We start from the raw sequence: 16234 nt of genomic DNA on the forward strand, positions 1-16234 counted from the left end.
CGCGCTCAGCGCCCCTTCGGGGCGACCAGGCCGGTCTCGTACGCGAGGACCACGGCCTGGGCCCGGTCGCGCAGGTCGAGTTTGGCGAAGATCCGGGCCACGTGCGTCTTCACCGTCGATTCGCTGAGCGTCAGTTCGCGCGCCAACTCGCCGTTGGACAGTCCGCGGCCCATCAGGGTGAGCACCTCCACCTCGCGGGGCGTGAGCGGCGCGAGGTCCCGGTGCACGGTGGCGGCGCCCGCGGCGGCGGGGGCCGTGCCGGAGGCGAAGCGCTCGACGAGGCGGCGGGTGATGGAGGGCGCGAGGAGGGCGTCGCCGGTGTCCACGAGGCGGACGGCGGCGGCGAGGTGGGCGGAGGTGACGTCCTTGAGGAGGAAGCCGCTCGCCCCGGCGGCCAGGGCGGCGTACACGTAGTGGTCGAGGTCGAAGGTGGTCAGCATGACGACCCGGCACCCGGGTACCAGCGCGAGGATCCGGCGGGCCGCCTCCAGACCGTCCGTGCCGGGCATCCTGATGTCGAGGAGCGCGACGTCCGGCCGGTGCGCGACGGCGGCGGCCACCGCCCCGGCACCGTCCGCGGCCTCGGCGACCACGTCGATGCCGCGCGCGGTGAGGATCATCCGGAAGCCGGTGCGGACGAGCTCCTGGTCGTCGGCGATCACGACGCGCGGGCGGCGCTCCGCCGCCGCCCCGGCCGTCGGCCCCGAGGACGTCTCCTCCGGGGCGCTCACGGCCGGTCCAGCGGGATGCGCGCGCGGACCCGGAAGCCGCCGCCCAGCCGGCGCCGGGCGTCGAAGTCCCCGCCGTACACGGCGACGCGTTCGCGCAGGCCGAGCAGCCCGCGCCCGGCGCCGTCGGCCTCCCTGGCGGGTGCCGTGCCGCCGGAGAGCACGCTGGGCCCGCAGTTGAGCACCTCGACCCGCAGGTAGTGGTCCGCGTAGCGCACGGTCACGTCCGCCGTCACCCCGTCCCCGTGCTTGAGCGCGTTGGTGAGCGCCTCCTGGATGATCCGGTACGCCGTCACGTCGATGCCCCCGGGCAGCGGGCGCGGCTCGCCGGAGACACGGACCTCCACCGGCAGGCCGGCGAAGGCGAAGCGGTCGATGAGCGGGCTGAGCCGGGCGAGGCTCGGCTGCGGTGCGAAGCCGTCCGGTTCCTCCTCCTCGGAGCCGTCCGCCGCCGGGGCGAGCAGGCCGAGCAGGTGCCGCAGTTCGGTCATGGTGTCGCGGCCGGCGGCCTCCACGGCGGCCATCGCGGCGGCGGCCTCCTCCGGCATGGTGGCGAGGACCTCGCGCGCGGCGCCGGCCTGCACCACCATCACGCTCACGTTGTGGCTGACGATGTCGTGCAACTCGGCGGCGATGCGCGCCCGTTCGGCGTCGACCGCGGTCCGCGCGGCGCTCTCCCGCTCGCGCTCCAGCAGCCAGCCGCGCTCCCCGGCCGCCGCCCGGTGCAGCCGCCGCGCCCGCGCGAGCGCCACGCCCAGCCAACCGGCCGCGCCGGCCGATCCGCCCGCCGCGGCGAGTGCCGCCCACTCCCACCCCGTTGCCCACACACCGCCAGTTTCCCAGCCCAGGCCGTGCTCCACGTCATCCGGGGGTGCCGGTCCCGTACATCCCCGGTACTACGGGCCCCGACGGTTACACCCCAGGTGGGACGCGGTGCCCGGGCCGCCCGCCTACCGTCGTCGTCCATGAGAAACGTTCACGACGGGACGTCCGGACCCGGCGGCGCGCAGGCCGTCGTCGAGCTGTCCGGGGTGCACAAGGAGTTCGGCGACGCGCGGGCCCTGGACGGGGTCGACCTGACGATCCGGCCGGGCGAGGCGGTGGCCGTGATGGGCCCTTCGGGCTGCGGCAAGTCCACCCTGCTGAACATGGTCGCCGGCCTGGACCGGCCGACCTCGGGCACCGTCCGGGTGCACGGCCAGGACCTCGGGCGGCTGGACGAGACCGGGCTCGCGCTCTTCCGGCGCCGCCACGTCGGCATGATCTTCCAGTTCTTCAACCTCATCGACGACCTGCCGGCCCTCGACAACGTGGCCCTCGCCGCCCAGCTGACCGGCACCACGGCCAAGCAGGCGCGCCGCCGGGCCCTGGAACTGCTCGACGAGCTCGGCGTCGCCCACCGCAAGGACACCTACCCGGCCACCCTCAGCGGCGGCGAGCGCCAGCGCGTCGCCGTCGCCCGGGCCCTGATGAACCGCCCGGCCCTGCTGCTCGCGGACGAGCCGACCGGCGCCCTGGACAGCCGCTCGGGCGAGCAGGTGATGGACCTGCTGATCGACCTCAACCAGATCGGGCAGACCCTGCTGATCGTCACCCACGACCCCAACCTGGCCACCCGCTGCGCCGGCAGGCTGGTGGAGATGGCGGACGGCCGGGTCGCGCGGGAGCGTGCCCTGGAGGCGTCGTCGTGAGCGAGCGATGGGGGTACCCGCCCCCAGCCCGGCGGCCGGGAGGTGCCGCCGGGCCGGAGGCTGGAGAAGCGCCGACCGCCGGAAGGCGCCCGCTGCGGGAAGCGCCCGCCGAGCGGATCGAGGTGGGGGCATGACCGGAGCCGTGTGGCGCGCTTCCCGGGCGGCGGTGAAGCGCCGCCGGGTGCAGACCGTCGTGATCGGCCTCGTCGTCTTCTGCTCCACCGCGACCGTGCTGCTCGCCCTCGCGGTGATCAGCGCCGCCCGGGCGCCGTTCGACACCGCCTTCGAGGCCGAGCGCGGCGCGCACGTCACCGCCCTCTTCGACCCGGCCGAGGCCTCACCGGAGCAACTGGCCGACACCGCCCACCGACCGGGCGTCGAGGCCGCCGCCGGGCCCTTCGACCAGGCCGTGGTGACCATCCCCGCCGAGTGGGTCGGCCACGCGGGGGGCCCGCTGACCCTGGTCGGCCGGGCCGACCCGGCCGGCCCGGTGGACCGGGTGCGACTGCTGGCCGGTCGCTGGGCCGCCGCACCCGGCGAGGTGGTCGTGAACAACCCGGCCGGGGGCGCCGCGGCGAAGTACGTCGGCACGCCGCTCACCACCAGCACCGGGCTGAGGCTCACCATCGTCGGCTTCGCGACCGACATGAGCCAGTCCGCCGGCGGCTGGGTCACCCCGGAACAGGCGGCCGCCCTGCACCCCACCGGGCGGCAGATGCTCTACCGCTTCACCGACGCGGCCACCGAGCGGCGGCTCGCCGCTTCGCTCGCCGACGCCACCGAGGGCCTGCCGACGAACGCGGTCGCCAGCGCGCAGTCCTACCTGGTGCTCAAGCAGGCCTTCTCGGCGGGCGCCGATGCCTACCTGCCGCTGATGACTGTCTTCGGTGTGCTCGGACTCGTCGTCGCCGCGCTGATCGTCGGCAACGTGGTGAGCGGCGCGGTGGTCTCCGGTTACCGGCACATCGGCGTGCTGAAGTCGATCGGCTTCACCCCGCGCCAGGTGGTGGTGGTCTACCTGACCATGGTCTCGGTGCCCGCGGTCGTCGGCACCGTCCTCGGCACGGCGGCCGGCTGGGCGGCGTCGTACCCGATCCTCCAAGCCGCCTTCTCCGGGATCTCGACCGGCACCGCCGTGATCGAGCCGGCCGGCTGGCTGCCCGCCGCCACGCTGATCGGCGTCCCGCTGCTGGTCGCCCTCGCCGCCCTCGTCCCCGCCTCGCGCGCCCACCGGCTCTCCGCCGCCCAGGCGATCTCGGCCGGCAGCGCGCCGCGCAACGGCCGCGGGCTCGGGATCCAGCGGTGGCTGAGCGGCACCCGGTTGCCGCGTGCCGTCAGCCTCGGCCTCGGCCAGCCCTTCGCCCGCCCGGCCCGCACCGCGCTGACCATGGCGGCGATCGTGCTCGGCGTGGTCACCGTGACCGTGACCACCGGAGTGAGCAGCACCCTGGCCAGGACCCTGCCCACGCCCGACCGCAGGACCCACATCGTCGTGGCGACCGCCGGCTTCTCCGGCAGCGGGACCGAGTCCCGCCTGACCCCGGAGCAGACCGAGGCGATGCTCCGCGCCGCTCCCGGCGCCGAGCGGGTCTCCGTCCGCGGGCTGGTCCGGGTCGGCATCGTCGGCCAGCCCCAGCTCGTCTTCGCCAACTTCTACGGCGGCGACGACGCGGTCGACCACCGGCGGCTCCAGGCGGTCGAGGGCCGTCCGGCGACCGGGCCGAACGAGATCGAGGCCGGTCCGGGCTTCCTCGACCAGCACGGGGTCAAGCTCGGCGACCGGATCACCCTGGTCCTGGACGGCCGGCGGACCACCGTCACGATCGTCGGCGAGGAGGACGAGGGCAACGCCAACTCGATCTCCTCCAACGACGCCACCAGGGCCCTGCTCACCCCCGACCCGCACGTGGTCGAGTACGACGTGAGGCTCGCCGACGGCACCGACGCCGAGGCGTACCGGAAGGCCGTCACGGCCGCCGACCCGAGCCTCTCGCCCTCGGTCTTCACGGCCGCCTCGGACGGGGGCGTCGTCGCGATCCGGACCTTCAGCACGACCTTCAGCGTCCTGCTGTCGGTGGTCGCCGCGCTCGGCGTCTTCAACACCCTGCTGCTCACCGTCCGCGAGCGCCGCCGCGACCTCGGGATGCTGAAGTCGATCGGCATGACGCCCCGCCAGGTCGTCGCGATGACGGTCACCTCGGTGGCCTGGCAGGGCGTGGTCAGCGGGATCATCGGCATCCCGTTCGGGATCCTGGTGCACCGGCTGATCGTCGAGAACGTCCGGATCATCGACTTCCCCGAGCGGACGATCGACGTCTGGGGCGCCCCGCTGCTGGCCGGCCTCGCCCTGGCGGGCGTCGCGATCGCCGTCCTCGGCGCGCTCGTCCCGGCCCGTTCGGCGGCCCGGCTGCCGATCGCCGAGGTGCTCCACAGCGAGTAGGGACGGGGACCGGGCGCCCGCGGGCTTCCTCCGGATTGCGGCACTTGAGACGCCGTCACGGAGGTCGCGCGCGGGCGCCTATCATCGCGCCATGGCCACCGCTGAGCTGATCCGCATCGTCTCCCGCTCCTCGCCCATGGCACTCGCCCAGGTCGAGCGCGTCCGCGCCGAACTCGCCGCCCTGCAGGCGGGGTTGCGCACCGAGGTGGTGCCGGTCACCACCTCCGGCGACCGGTGGACGGGCGACCTCGCCCGGCTCGGCGGCAAGGGCGCGTTCACCAAGGAGGTGGACGCCGCGCTGCTCGCCGGCGAGGCCGACGTCGCCGTGCACTGCCTCAAGGACGTGCCCGCCGACCGCCCGCTGCCCGCCGGCACCGTCTTCGCCGCCTACCTGCGCCGCGACGACATCCGCGACGCCCTCGTCCACCCCGGCGGCCTGACCCTCGACGAGCTCCCGCCCGGCACCCGGATCGGCACCTCCTCCGTCCGCCGGGTCGCCCAGCTCGCCGCCTCCCACCCGCACCTGGTGTGCGTGCCGATCCGCGGCAACGCCAACAGCCGGCTCGCCAAGCTCGCCGCGGGCGAGGCGGACGCGCTGCTGCTGGCCGTCTCCGGGCTGGAGCGGATCGGCGAGTCGGCGCGCGTCACCGAGGTCCTCGGCGTCGACGCGATGTGCCCGCCGATCGGCGCGGGCATCCTCGTCCTCCAGTGCCGCGAGGACGACGAGGCCACGATCGCCGCGGTCGCCGCGCTCGGTCACCACGACACCCGGCGCGAGGCCACCGCCGAGCGGATGTTCCTGCACGTCCTCCAGGGCCACTGCAACAGCCCGATCGCCGGCTACGCGCGCGCCGAGCCGGACGGCCGCCTGTCGATGCGCGGACGGGTCTTCAGCCCGGACGGCAAGCAGGTGCTGGACGCCCACGAGTGGGCCGGCGCGCTCACCCCCGAGGACCTCGGCACCTCGACCGCCCTGGCCCTCAAGCGGCAGGGCGCCCACGAGCTGATCGCGGCGATCCCGCACTGAGGCCCCGCGCCGCCGCCCGGCCGATCTTCTTCACGGAACGGTGACAGCTTTTCCATGCGAGTGACACCTGCCATGATGCGGGTGCACGGTGGGGGAGTTGACGATCGATCGGACGAGCGTGCGGACGCGCCGGGGGGTTGACGTGGAGGCCTTGAGGCCCACCGATCCGACGACGGTCGGCGGCCGGTACCGGCTGCTGGCCCGGCTCGGCAGTGGCGGGATGGGGGTCGTCTACCTGGGGCGGTCCCCGGGCGGGCGGCTGGTCGCGGTGAAGTGCGTCCACCGGGACCTGGCGACGGACCCGGAGTTCCGCCGCCGCTTCACCCGCGAACTGGAGGCCGTCCGGCGGGTCGGCGGCTTCCACACCGCGCAGGTCGTCGACGCCGACCCGGACGGCGACCCGCCGTGGCTGGTCACCGCGCACATCTCCGGGCCCTCCCTGGAGGCGGCCGTCGCCGCGCACGGACCGCTGCCGGAACCGGCCCTGCGGGTGCTCGGCGCCGGCCTGGCCGAGGCGCTGGAGGCGATCCACCGGGCCGGACTGGTGCACCGGGACCTCAAGCCCTCCAACGTCCTGCTGAGCGAGGACGGTCCGCGGGTCATCGACTTCGGCATCGCCCGGGCCCTGGACGGCGCCTCCATCACCCGCACCCGGGTCGTGCTCGGCACGCCCGGCTACATGGCCCCCGAGCAGATCGCGGGCGGTGTGGTCGGCCCCGCCGCCGACGTGTTCGCGCTCGGCCGGGTGCTCTGCCACGCGGCCGGCTGCTCGCCCTGGGGCAGCGGGGACCCGCAGGTCCTGCTCTACCGGATCATGCACAGCGAGCCCGACCTCTCCGGCGTGCCCCAGCAGCTGCGGCCCGTCGTCGCGTCCTGCCTGGCCCGCCACCCGGTCGGCCGGCCGACCCCCGCCCAGCTCGTCGCCCGGCTCGGGCCGCCCGAGTACGGCGGTGCGAGCGGCTCGTGGCTGCCGGAACCGCTGCGGGCGCGGCCCGCCGTCCCGGACACGCCGTGGGTGGAGGCGGCGGCCGCCCCGCCGGTGCCCGCCGCCCCACCGCTCGCCGCTCCCCCCGTCACCGCCCCGCCGGTGCCGCCGCCCGCGGGCGCCCGGACGCCCACCGTGTTCTCCAACGTGCCGCCGCCCGGCGGGGGCCGGCGCCGGGCCGGGCCGTGGCTGCTGCTCCCCGCGGTGCTCGCGCTCGTGGCCGCGGCCGTCGCCGTGCCGCTGTACCTCCAGCGCGACGCCCCCGACACGCACGACCTCGGCAACGGCTTCGTCGTCGCGACCGACGACGCCGGCCCGCCCGACTGCGTCAACGGCGGGGTCAACGGCAACGCGGGAGGCCCGGGCCCGGCCGAGACGACGGGCCCCCCGAGCCCGCCGGCCGACCTGCCGAGCATCCCGACCCTCGTCGGCCCGGCCGACAACGCCACCGTCGAACAGGGCACCCCGGTCACCCTCAGCTGGACCAAGACCGGCGCGGTGACCAGGGTCTTCACCAAGGTCGGCGACGGCGAGTGGCGCGCCTCCGGCTCGCTGACCTCCGCCAACTGCACCTTCACGCCGACCACGTCGGGCCTCTATCAGTGGGCCTTGGACAGCGCGACCAGCTCCTCCCAGAAGGTCGCCAGCGGCATGAGCGGCGTCCGCTACCTCTACGTCAAGCCCGCGGGCGGCGGCTCCGTGAACCAGCTGGCACACGTCCCCCCGGCCCCGATCCTGGTGCTCCCCGCCTCCCGGGCGGTGGTCCGCGTCGGACAGCCCGTCCAGCTGACCTGGGCGGCGTCCGGTACCAGCTCCCAGGTGGACCTGCTCCTCCCGAACGGGACGTGGCAGAAGCTCCCGTGGCAGGCCGCGACGTCGTACACCTGGACCCCGACGACCCCGGGCACCTACCTGTGGATCGCCTTCACCTCGAACGGCTCCAACTGCGGCGCGGTGGTGTGCGTCAGCGGATCGAGCGAGCAGCGGTACCTGATCGTGCAGTGAGCACCCGTCAGCCGGCCGTCCGGCCGTCCGGCCCGCTGTCGACCCCGGTCTCGGGCAGCAGAGGGAACAGCCGGACCACGGCGGCGACCGGTCGCGCACCGGCGGGCCGGGCGGCCGGGCCGTGCTCGCGGCCGCGGAACCGGGCCAGCACCTGCCGGACGGCCTCCCCGACGGCCGTCAGCTCGGCGGGCGTGAGGTGGACGACGGCGCTGAACGCGTCGTCGTGCTGCCACTCGGCCGGTGCCTCGGTGCGACGGGCGAGCCAGCGCCGGTAGCTCTCGTCCTCCAGCCCGCGTGCGAGCTCGCCGAACTCCTCCTCCGGGCCGGCGTGTCGGGGCGTCTCCCGGGGCAGGCGCCAGGGCCGTGCCCGCCCGTCGGCGGCCGGGGCCTCCTCGACGAGCCCGTGGCGGGCCAGCTGCCGCAGGTGGAACGAGCACAGCCCGGAGCTGTACCCGAGCAGCCCGGCCGCCTGGGTGGAGGTGACGGTGCCGCGCTCGGCCAGGAGCTCCAGCAGCGCCGTGCGCACGGCGTGTTCGGGGAGCGCGGCGGCGGCGGGGACGGTCAGGTCTTCCTCGGTCACTTTGCAAAGTCTGCTACTTTGCAAAGCCCATCGCAAACCCGGCACGCCTGCCCGGCGTTCGAGCCCGGACGCGAGCCGCCACGCCCGCCCACGAGGAGCGCCGATGCCCGACCCGCGTGAACGCCCCGCGATCCTGCGGATCACCGAGATCGGCGAGCCGGTCCTGCACCGCCCGTGCCGCCCGGCCGGCCCGGAGGACTTCGGCAGCCCCGCACTCGCCCGCCTGATCGACGCGATGTTCGCCACGATGTACGTCGCGGACGGCGCCGGGCTCGCGGCCAACCAGGTGGACGTCGACCTCCGCCTGTTCGTCTACGACTGCGCCGACGACGACGGCGTCCGGCACGTCGGCCACCTCCTCAACCCCGTCGTCGAAGCGCAGTCGCCCGGTCGCCCCCTGCTGGAGGACACCGAGGGCTGCCTGTCGGTGCCCGGCGCCCGTGCGACGCTGGCCCGGCCCGCCCGCGTGGTGGTCCGCGGCTACGACTGGCAGGGCGCCCCGCGCACGGTCGTCGGCACCGGGTACTTCGCCCGCTGCCTCCAGCACGAGAGCGACCACCTGGGCGGCGGTCTCTACGTCGACCGGCTCGGCAGGCGCGACCGCAAGGACGTCCTGCGTCGGACGGAGGACCTCCGGGCGGGCGTCCTCGCGGAGCGGGAGGCCGCTGCCGCCCGCTCGGACTGGACCGGTCCGGCCGTGGCTTGTGCTTCCTCCTGCCGCTGCCGCGCCGCAGAATCGGTCGCGTGACCGAACCCTCCCACCTCGCCGCCGTCCGCGCGTCCTACAACGCCGTCGCCACCGACTACGTCCGACTCGTCATCCCGCCCGAGGAGTTGGACCCGGTCTCGCGCGCGGTGCTGGCCGCCTTCGCCGAACTCGTCCGGTCCTCGGGTGGTGGGCCCGTTGCGGATCTCGGGTGCGGGCCCGGACGGCTGGCGGCGTACCTGGCCGGACTGGGACTCGACGTGTACGGGGTGGACGTGTCGGACGAGATGGTCCGGCTCGCCCGGCTCGCGTACCCCGAACTCCGGTTCGTGCGGGGCTCGATGGGAGCACTGGAAGCCGCGGACGGCAGTCTCGGCGGCGTCCTGGCCTGGTACTCCGTCCACCACACGCCGCCGGGGCAACTGCCCGCGCTGTTCGGCGAGTTCCGGCGCGTCCTCCGGCCCGGGGGGCGACTGCTGCTCGGCGGCCACGTGGGGGACGTCCACCTGCGGCCGGCCGAGGGGTACGGGCACCCGGTGTCGTACGAGTCCCATCTGGTGCCCGCCTCGCGCCTCGTCGAGCTGCTCGCGCTCGCCGGGTTCACCGTCACCACGCGCGTGGAGCAGCCGCATCCGTCGCGCGCGGATCGTTCGTACGTCTGTGTCCTGGCGGACGCCGGATAGCTCTCGCGGGGGAGGGGGTTCGCCCGGGTGGACGACGTCCTGGCCCAGGCGCGCGCCGAGAGTGGAGCCATGGCGATCACGATTCCCCTGGGCGACACCGAACGTCCCGTGCAGCGTTGGGCCTTGCGGCTGGCGAAGGCCCTGCCGTTCGTCGTGCTGCCGCACTGCCTGTGGCGGCTCCCGTTCGCGGCCGGCTTCGAGATGGGCACGATCGACCCGAACCGGCCGCCGATGCCCTGGTGGGCGCCGGGCTACGTGGTCGGGCTGAGCGTGCTCACCGAGGCGCTCTGCCTGCTGACCCTCGGTCTGGTCGCGGGGTGGGGTGAGGTCTTCCCGCGCTGGGTGCCGTTCCTCGCGGGCCGCCGGGTGCCGCCGCTCGCGGCCGCCGGGCCCGCGGCGGTGGGCGGGCTGGTCCTGGTGGGGCTGTTCGGTCTCCAGCCGCTCGCGTGGGTCGGCGTGGTCGACGAGGTCGGCTACCGGAACGGCTGGTGGCTGGCGCTGGCCCGGGTGTGCACCGGCCCGGCGGTGCTGTGGGGTCCGATCGTGCTAGCCCTGGCCTTCGCGTACTACCGCCGCCGGTCCGCCGCCGGCCGGTAGCCGTCGTGGCGCCGGCCGCCGGGGTGATGTGCGCGGGACGTCGGATCGGCCGGCTTCCCGCGCACGCGTCGTTCGTCGGGGCCGCTACTGCGCCCCGGCGACCAGGGACGCGGCGAGCCGGTCGGCTGCATCGGCGTCCAGGGGGGCGTGGCCGAGGAGGAAGCGGTACCAGAAGACGCCGTAGACCTGGTCGACGATCAGGTCGAGGTCGGCGTCCCCGGGGAGCTGGCCGCGCTCGCGCCCGCGGACGAGGAGCTCGCGCAGGGCCGTCCGGCGGGTCGCGGTGAAGGTCTGCATCAGGTCGGCCAGGTGGGGGTCGCGGGCGGCCTCGCGGACGAGGGCGCGCAGGGCGGAGGCGCTGGTGTCCTGCTGGGCGGCGTCGAAGGTGGTGGCGACGAAGGCGCGCAGGTCGGCGCGGAGGTCCCCGGAGTCGGGGCCCGCGACGTCCTGGTCGGCGCGGGCGGAGAGCGCGTCGAGGAGGACGGCGCCCTTGGAGGGCCACCAGCGGTAGACGGTCTGCTTGCCGACGCCCGCGGTGCGGGCGATGGCGTCGATGGTCACGGGCGTGCCGTCGGACTCGGCGAGGAGGCGCAGGGCCGCGTCGAGGATGGCCCGGTGGGCGGCCTCGTTGCGGCGGCGTCCGGTGTGCGGGCGGGCGGCGCCCGGCTGGGGGTCCGTCGCGTTCATCGGTCGTCCTCTCGTCCTCTCGTCCTGTCGTCCTGTCGTCCTGTCGCCCTGCGGTCGTCCGGCGCCGGCCGGCTGGGGTTGTCCGTCCCGGGGTTGTCCGTCCGGGATTGTCCGTCCGGGATTGTCCGTCCGGGGTTCTCCGTTGACAAGACTAACAGTCTCGGCAATCATCGTTGCCGGAACGAGCAGTCTCGACAAGTCGGAAGGAAGCACCACCATGAGCACCACGTCGGACCTCTTCGCCGGACAGCGCGTCGTCGTGATGGGCGGCAGCTCGGGCATCGGCGAGGCCGCGGCCACCGCGTTCGCCGCCGACGGCGCGGAGGTCGTGATCACCGGACGGGACCGCGGGCGCCTCGACGCGGCCGTCGCGCGGATCGGCGGCAGGACCACCGGCGCGCCGGTCGACGCGACGGACACCGAAGCCGTCGCGGCCTTCTTCGCCGGGGGCGGCACCGTCGACCACCTGGTCCTCGCCGTCAGCGGCGCGGCCGGCTCCGGACCGTTCGCCCGGCTGGACCTGGCCGACCTCGCGCACGGGTTCGACGCCAAGTTCTGGCCGCAGGTCCGGGTCCTCCAGGCGGCCCTGCCGCACCTGCGGGCGGACGGCTCCGTCACGCTGATCACCGCCGCCTCCGCCCGCGCCGCTATCCCGGGGACCGCCGGACTGGCCGCCATCAACGGCGCGCTGGAGGCGATGGTGCCGCCGCTGGCGGTCGAGCTCGCGCCGTTGCGGGTCAATGCGGTGTCGCCCGGCGTGGTCGACACCCCGTGGTGGGAGCGCGTGCCCGAGGAGCAGCGCAAGGCCCTGTTCGACGGCCTCGCCGCCACCACCCCGGTCGGCCGGGTCGGCCGCCCGGAGGACGTGGCCCGCGCGATCCACATGTTCGCGGCCAACACCTTCGTGACGGGCGTGGTCCTCGACTGCACCGGCGGCGCCAACCTGGCCACCGGCCGCTGAGGCGGTCGGCTCGCCGTGTCGCTCGGGTGCGTCGCTCAGGTGTGGCGCGAGGGTGTGCCGGTCGGGTGGGGCGACCGGGTGCGCCGGTCGGGTGTGCCGGTCAGGTGCGGCGGACGAACCCGGCCATGAGGCCCCGCAGTTCCCAGCCGAGCGAGGCGTACAGCGCCCGCCCCTCCTCCGTCGCGCCGAGGGCCGCCGTCTCCGCGCCCGCGTCGAGGGCGGCGTCGGTCAGCAGCCGCATCACCGCGCTGCCGAGCCCGCGGCGCCGGTGGGCCCCGTCGGTCTCGATGCGGTCGAACACGGCGAGCGCGCCGTGCACCCCGGTGTGGCCGCCGGCCGCGAACTCGCCGTCCGGGGTGAGGAGCCGGGCGTGTGCCACGCCGTCGCCGCGCTCGACCTCCGCGCTGTAGCCGGCGGGCAGGCGGACCTCCTCCCGGCGCAGCACGGTCGTCATCATCAGCTCGTCGGCGTTGCGCTCCCAGGCCGGGCCGAGCAGGCCGAGGGCCGCCTCCGGTTCGACGAACCCCTTGATCCGCGCGTACGGCCGGTCGGCGGCGGCCGCGGCGGCGCGGACGTTCCGTCCGTCGGTCCGCAGCAGGACGTGCCGCACGGACTCCCTGCCACGTCCGACGTCCACCCGCAGCCCCCAGGGCACCTCGACCGGCGTCGGGCACCGGCGGGCCGCGGCCAGCCCGTGCACCCAGGCGTGCGTCAGTTCGGTGTCCAGCGCCATGCGTTCCCCCCCGATGTGGCGATCCCGACCGCCGCAGCCTATCCCGGGGTCACCACGCGGCCTCCCGGTAGTCCTTGAGGAACACCCCCGACACCGGGGAGCCGGACTCGCCCCGGACGATCGGGTCGTAGACGCGGGCGGCGCCGTCGACGATGTCGAGGGGTGTGCGGAAGCCCCGGGCGGCGATCCGGGCCTTCTTCGGGGCCGGGTTCTCGTCGGTGATCCAGCCGGTGTCGACCGCGCACATGTGCACGCCCTGGCGGGCGAGTTCGGCGGCGCTCGTGCGGGTCAGCATGTTGAGGGCGGCCTTGGCCATGTTGGTGTGCGGGTGGCCGCCGGTCTTGTTGGCGACGGCGAAGCGTCCCTCGACGGCGGTCACGTTGACGACGTAGCGGCGCGGGTGCGGGGAGGCGAGCAGGAGGGGGAGCAGGCGGTCGCAGAGCAGGGCCGGGGCCAGCGCGTTGACCAGCTGCGTCTCCAGCACCTCCGCCGGGTCGAGCTCGCCGAGCCGGGCGGACCACGAGTTGCCGGGGGCGAGGTCGGGCAGCAGGCCGGCCTCGTCGGGCAGGGCCAGCAGCCCGTGCGCGGCGGCCGGGGCGGGGTCGAGCTCCGCGGCGGGCCAGGCGGCGGTGAGCGCGGGCATCGGCCGGAAGCCCGGGGCGTGCGCGACGGCGCGGCGGTCGGCGGCGGGCAGGGCGTCGTGCTCCCCGGCGGCGAGCAGCGCGTACGACTCGGGCGGGCGGCGCAGGGTCTGCGCGGCGTTGTTGATCAGGATGTCCAACGGCCTGCCGTCGGAGCGCAGTTGCTCGGTGAGCCCGAGGACCTGGCGCGGGTCGCGCAGGTCTATCCCGACGACGGTGAGCCGCTCCCACCACTGGGCGCTGCCTTCGGCGGCACGGAAGCGGCGGACGGTGTCGTGCGGGAAGCGGGTGGTGACCGTCAGCTCGGCGCCGTCGCGCAGCAGCATGAGCGCGAGCTGGAAGCCGATCTTGACCCGGCCGCCGGTGAGCAGCGCGCGCCGCCCGCGCAGGTCGGTGCCGAGGCCGCGCCGGGCGGTGTTGTCGGCGGCGCAGTCCGGGCAGAGCATGTGGTAGAAGCCGTCGACCTCGCGGTACTGCTGCTTGCAGACGTAGCACCGGCGCGGTGTTCGCAGCTGCCCGACGGGCCGGCCGGTCGGCTCCCCGCCGGTCGGGGCGAGCGGGGCGAGCGGGGCGTCCTCGCGCCGGTCGAGGGCGCCGGTCGCGGTGGCGGCGAGCAGGGCGGCGTCGGCGTCCCGGAGGGCCTGCTTGGCCTCCTGGCGGCGGCGCTTGCGGCTCTCCATCACGAAGGAGCTGAGCTGCCGCTCGGCGTGCAGGCGGGTGCGGTCGTGGGGCGGCAGGTCGCGCAGGCGGCGCAGGGTGCGGCCGAGCGCGGCGAGTTCCTCGGCGGTGACGGTCTCCGCGGCGCTGCCGGCACCGGCGCCCGCGGTGCCGCGGCCGGCGGCCAGGTCGTGCTGGTGGTCTTCCGTTGGAATCGTCCGGACCGTCATGTCCGCCCCCTTGAGGTCGTGCCGTGGGTCGGACTGTAACGGAGGGGCGCATGTGATGTGACCTCAATAAACCGGGGTGCGAGCCGGCCGGGTGCGAACGGCGGGGTGCCGGTGGCCGTTCGGCCCGCCGGCACCCCGCCGCAGGGAATCCCCGGGTCAGCCCGCGTACTTCGCGAAGATCTCGGCGAACTCGTACGGCTGCTGCGGGATGTTGGTGCACTTGGAGAGCGAGCCGCCGGTGCACGCGTTGGCGTCCCGGGTGGCGTCCCAGAAGGCCAGCAGGCCGAGGTGGTTCTGCTGGGCGAAGGTCACCAGCTGCCGTGCCGCCGCCTGGTCGTAGACCTGGTGGTCGTCGTTCTCGCCGATCATCGGGGTCACGCCGACCGCGGCCCACAGCTGCGCGTCGGTCTTCGCCGGGTACAGCGCCTTGAGCTGGCCGAACAGGGCCTGCGCGGCCTGGACGGCGGCGTTGCCGTAGTCGGTGCCGGAGCGGTAGTAGTCCATCGCCATGATGTTCACCAGGTCGACGCTCACGCCCGCGTCCCGGGCCGACTTGACGATGGCGACGCCGTCGGAGGTCAGGCCCTCCGGCAGGACGGGCAGGGTGAAGGACACCTTGAGGCCCGGGTTGGCCTGCTGGAGCTTGGCGAGCGCGGCCGAGCGGCGGTCGTTGGAGGCGGTGTCGGCGATCGCCGCGCCCTCGATGTCGAAGTCGACGTAGCGCAGGTTGTAGGCCTTCACCACGGCGTCGTACTCGGCGAACAGCGAGTCCACGGTGGTGCAGGCGGCGGCGAGTTCGGTGCCGCCGGCGCCGCCGAAGGAGAGCTTGACGTCGCCGCCGGCCGCGCGCAGCGCGTCCACCTGGTCCTTGGCCCAGCCGGTGCGCGGGTCGTAGGCGTTGAACCAGCTGGCCTTGCAGCCGACGCCGGTCACGAAGCCCATCGTGTAGCCCTTGAGGTTGCCGGCCTTGGCCATGTCGGGCATGGACGGCGTGGGCCAGGCGCCCATGTCGATGTAGGGGGCGACCGGGAGGGCGACGTTCGGCGGCGGGGTGCTCGGCCCGCCGGTCGGCCCGCCGGTCGGGGTGCCGGTCGGGGTGCCCGTCGGGGTGCCGGTGGGCGTCGCGGTCGGCGTGGCGGTCGGGCTGGGGCCCGCGCCGCCGGGCCCGGTGAGGGTGACGTCGTCGGCGAGGTAGGCGCCCTGCCCGTACCAGCCGTGCAGGTACACGGTGACGCTGGTGGTGCTCGGGCCGGTGGTGAACCTGGTCGACAGCTGCTGCCAGTCGGTGCCGCCGGGGGTCCAGGTGGCCGGGTCGGCGACGCCGTTGCCGGTGGCGCCGAGGTACACGTACCGGCCCTGCACCCAGGCGCTCAGCGAGTACGTCGTGTTGGGCTGCACGCCGACGGTCTGTCCGCACTGCGCGGTGTCGCTCGCGCTCGCCGCGCCCTTGAGCGCGTAGGTGCCTCCGTGGGCGCCGGAGTTGACGACGCTGCCGGTGCCGGCGGAACAGCTCCACGGGTTCAGCGAGCCGCTCTCGAAGCCGGCGTTGGCGAGCAGGTCGGTGTCGGCGGCGCCGGCGTTCCCGGCGAGGGCGGCGAGGCCGCCGGCCGCGAGCGCGGTGGCCGCCGCGAGGCTCAACAGCTTGGTGCGGCCCGGGGATCGGCGGTGCGCGGGGGCGTCGTGGGGCGCGGTGGGCATGGGGGTGCCTCTCGGGGACGGTGGGTCGTCCGCGCCGCGGACGTGGGAGGCGCGGGCGGCCGACTGGGGGCGTGGTCCGGTGCGGGGAGCTGCGTGGGGGTGCCGAGGATCAAACTGGACTAGACCAGCTGTGCACGTCAAGCACTTCCACGGTCCCGGAGGCCGCCGGGAGCCGGTCTTAGGAC

The 16234-nt window shown here is 75.3% G+C and carries 15 protein-coding genes; 8 read left to right on the forward strand and 7 right to left on the reverse strand.

What is annotated here, in order from left to right; all coding sequences use genetic code 11:
* Positions 1 to 5: 5 nt before the first annotated feature.
* Both AB0C76_RS22820 and AB0C76_RS22825 read right to left on the reverse strand, forming a co-directional pair.
* The gene (locus AB0C76_RS22820; RefSeq protein ID WP_359968337.1) at positions 6 to 731 is read right to left on the reverse strand and encodes a response regulator transcription factor; all 726 of its coding nucleotides are present in this window, start codon (positions 729 to 731) and stop codon (positions 6 to 8) included.
* Positions 728 to 1555 (reverse strand): histidine kinase, encoded by an 828-nt coding sequence (locus AB0C76_RS22825; protein ID WP_359968340.1) that lies wholly within the window; start codon positions 1553 to 1555, stop codon positions 728 to 730. The genes AB0C76_RS22820 and AB0C76_RS22825 overlap by 4 nt, the downstream gene beginning before the upstream one ends.
* Before the next feature lie 138 nt (positions 1556 to 1693).
* Between AB0C76_RS22825 and AB0C76_RS22830 the strand changes: the two genes are divergently transcribed.
* The 4 genes from AB0C76_RS22830 (at position 1694) to AB0C76_RS22845 (ending at position 7876) form a co-directional block, all read left to right on the forward strand.
* Complete coding sequence (locus AB0C76_RS22830) at positions 1694 to 2419, forward strand: ABC transporter ATP-binding protein (protein WP_359968343.1); 726 nt, start codon at positions 1694 to 1696, stop codon at positions 2417 to 2419.
* Between the two features lie 130 nt (positions 2420 to 2549).
* Positions 2550 to 4859 (forward strand): FtsX-like permease family protein, encoded by a 2310-nt coding sequence (locus tag AB0C76_RS22835; RefSeq protein WP_359968346.1) that lies wholly within the window; start codon positions 2550 to 2552, stop codon positions 4857 to 4859.
* A 91-nt stretch (positions 4860 to 4950) separates the two neighbouring features.
* On the forward strand, positions 4951 to 5886 hold the full coding sequence (gene hemC, locus AB0C76_RS22840; protein WP_359968349.1) for a hydroxymethylbilane synthase: 936 nt from the start codon (positions 4951 to 4953) through the stop codon (positions 5884 to 5886).
* A 151-nt stretch (positions 5887 to 6037) separates the two neighbouring features.
* Positions 6038 to 7876 carry a protein kinase gene (locus AB0C76_RS22845; RefSeq protein ID WP_359968352.1) on the forward strand — a complete coding sequence of 613 codons (1839 nt, stop codon included), beginning with the start codon at positions 6038 to 6040 and terminating at the stop codon, positions 7874 to 7876.
* 7 nt (positions 7877 to 7883) lie between these two features.
* Here the strand turns inward: AB0C76_RS22845 and AB0C76_RS22850 are convergent, their stop codons facing one another.
* Entirely contained in the window at positions 7884 to 8456 is a 573-nt protein-coding gene (locus tag AB0C76_RS22850) for a winged helix-turn-helix domain-containing protein (RefSeq protein WP_359968355.1), read from the reverse strand.
* Between the two features lie 103 nt (positions 8457 to 8559).
* Here AB0C76_RS22850 and def point away from each other — a divergent pair, with 103 nt between their 5' ends.
* The 3 genes from def to AB0C76_RS22865 all read left to right on the forward strand — a co-directional run bounded on the left by def (position 8560) and on the right by AB0C76_RS22865 (position 10442).
* Positions 8560 to 9204 carry a peptide deformylase gene (def, locus tag AB0C76_RS22855; protein ID WP_359968357.1) on the forward strand — a complete coding sequence of 215 codons (645 nt, stop codon included), beginning with the start codon at positions 8560 to 8562 and terminating at the stop codon, positions 9202 to 9204.
* Positions 9201 to 9845 (forward strand): class I SAM-dependent methyltransferase, encoded by a 645-nt coding sequence (locus AB0C76_RS22860; protein ID WP_359968360.1) that lies wholly within the window; start codon positions 9201 to 9203, stop codon positions 9843 to 9845. The genes def and AB0C76_RS22860 overlap by 4 nt, the downstream gene beginning before the upstream one ends.
* A gap of 69 nt (positions 9846 to 9914) precedes the next feature.
* Positions 9915 to 10442: a hypothetical protein gene (locus tag AB0C76_RS22865; RefSeq protein ID WP_359968362.1), complete on the forward strand. Its 528-nt coding sequence runs from the start codon at positions 9915 to 9917 to the stop codon at positions 10440 to 10442.
* Between the two features lie 84 nt (positions 10443 to 10526).
* Here AB0C76_RS22865 and AB0C76_RS22870 read toward each other — a convergent pair whose 3' ends face one another.
* The gene (locus tag AB0C76_RS22870; protein WP_359968365.1) at positions 10527 to 11129 is read right to left on the reverse strand and encodes a TetR/AcrR family transcriptional regulator; all 603 of its coding nucleotides are present in this window, start codon (positions 11127 to 11129) and stop codon (positions 10527 to 10529) included.
* Positions 11130 to 11346: 217 nt separating this feature from the next.
* On the opposite strand from AB0C76_RS22870, the gene AB0C76_RS22875 reads away from it, so the two are divergent.
* Complete coding sequence (locus AB0C76_RS22875) at positions 11347 to 12090, forward strand: SDR family oxidoreductase (protein ID WP_359968368.1); 744 nt, start codon at positions 11347 to 11349, stop codon at positions 12088 to 12090.
* A 100-nt stretch (positions 12091 to 12190) separates the two neighbouring features.
* On the opposite strand, the gene AB0C76_RS22880 is transcribed toward AB0C76_RS22875, so the two are convergent.
* The 3 genes from AB0C76_RS22880 to AB0C76_RS22890 form a co-directional block, all read right to left on the reverse strand.
* Positions 12191 to 12823: a GNAT family N-acetyltransferase gene (locus AB0C76_RS22880; RefSeq protein ID WP_359968375.1), complete on the reverse strand. Its 633-nt coding sequence runs from the start codon at positions 12821 to 12823 to the stop codon at positions 12191 to 12193.
* A gap of 49 nt (positions 12824 to 12872) precedes the next feature.
* Entirely contained in the window at positions 12873 to 14351 is a 1479-nt protein-coding gene (locus tag AB0C76_RS22885; protein WP_359968378.1) for an SDR family oxidoreductase, read from the reverse strand.
* A gap of 156 nt (positions 14352 to 14507) precedes the next feature.
* Entirely contained in the window at positions 14508 to 16049 is a 1542-nt protein-coding gene (locus tag AB0C76_RS22890) for a carbohydrate binding domain-containing protein (protein WP_359968381.1), read from the reverse strand.
* Between the last annotated feature and the right edge of the window lie 185 nt (positions 16050 to 16234).

The organism is Kitasatospora sp. NPDC048722, assembly GCF_040650235.1.
Lineage (GTDB): Bacteria > Actinomycetota > Actinomycetes > Streptomycetales > Streptomycetaceae > Kitasatospora.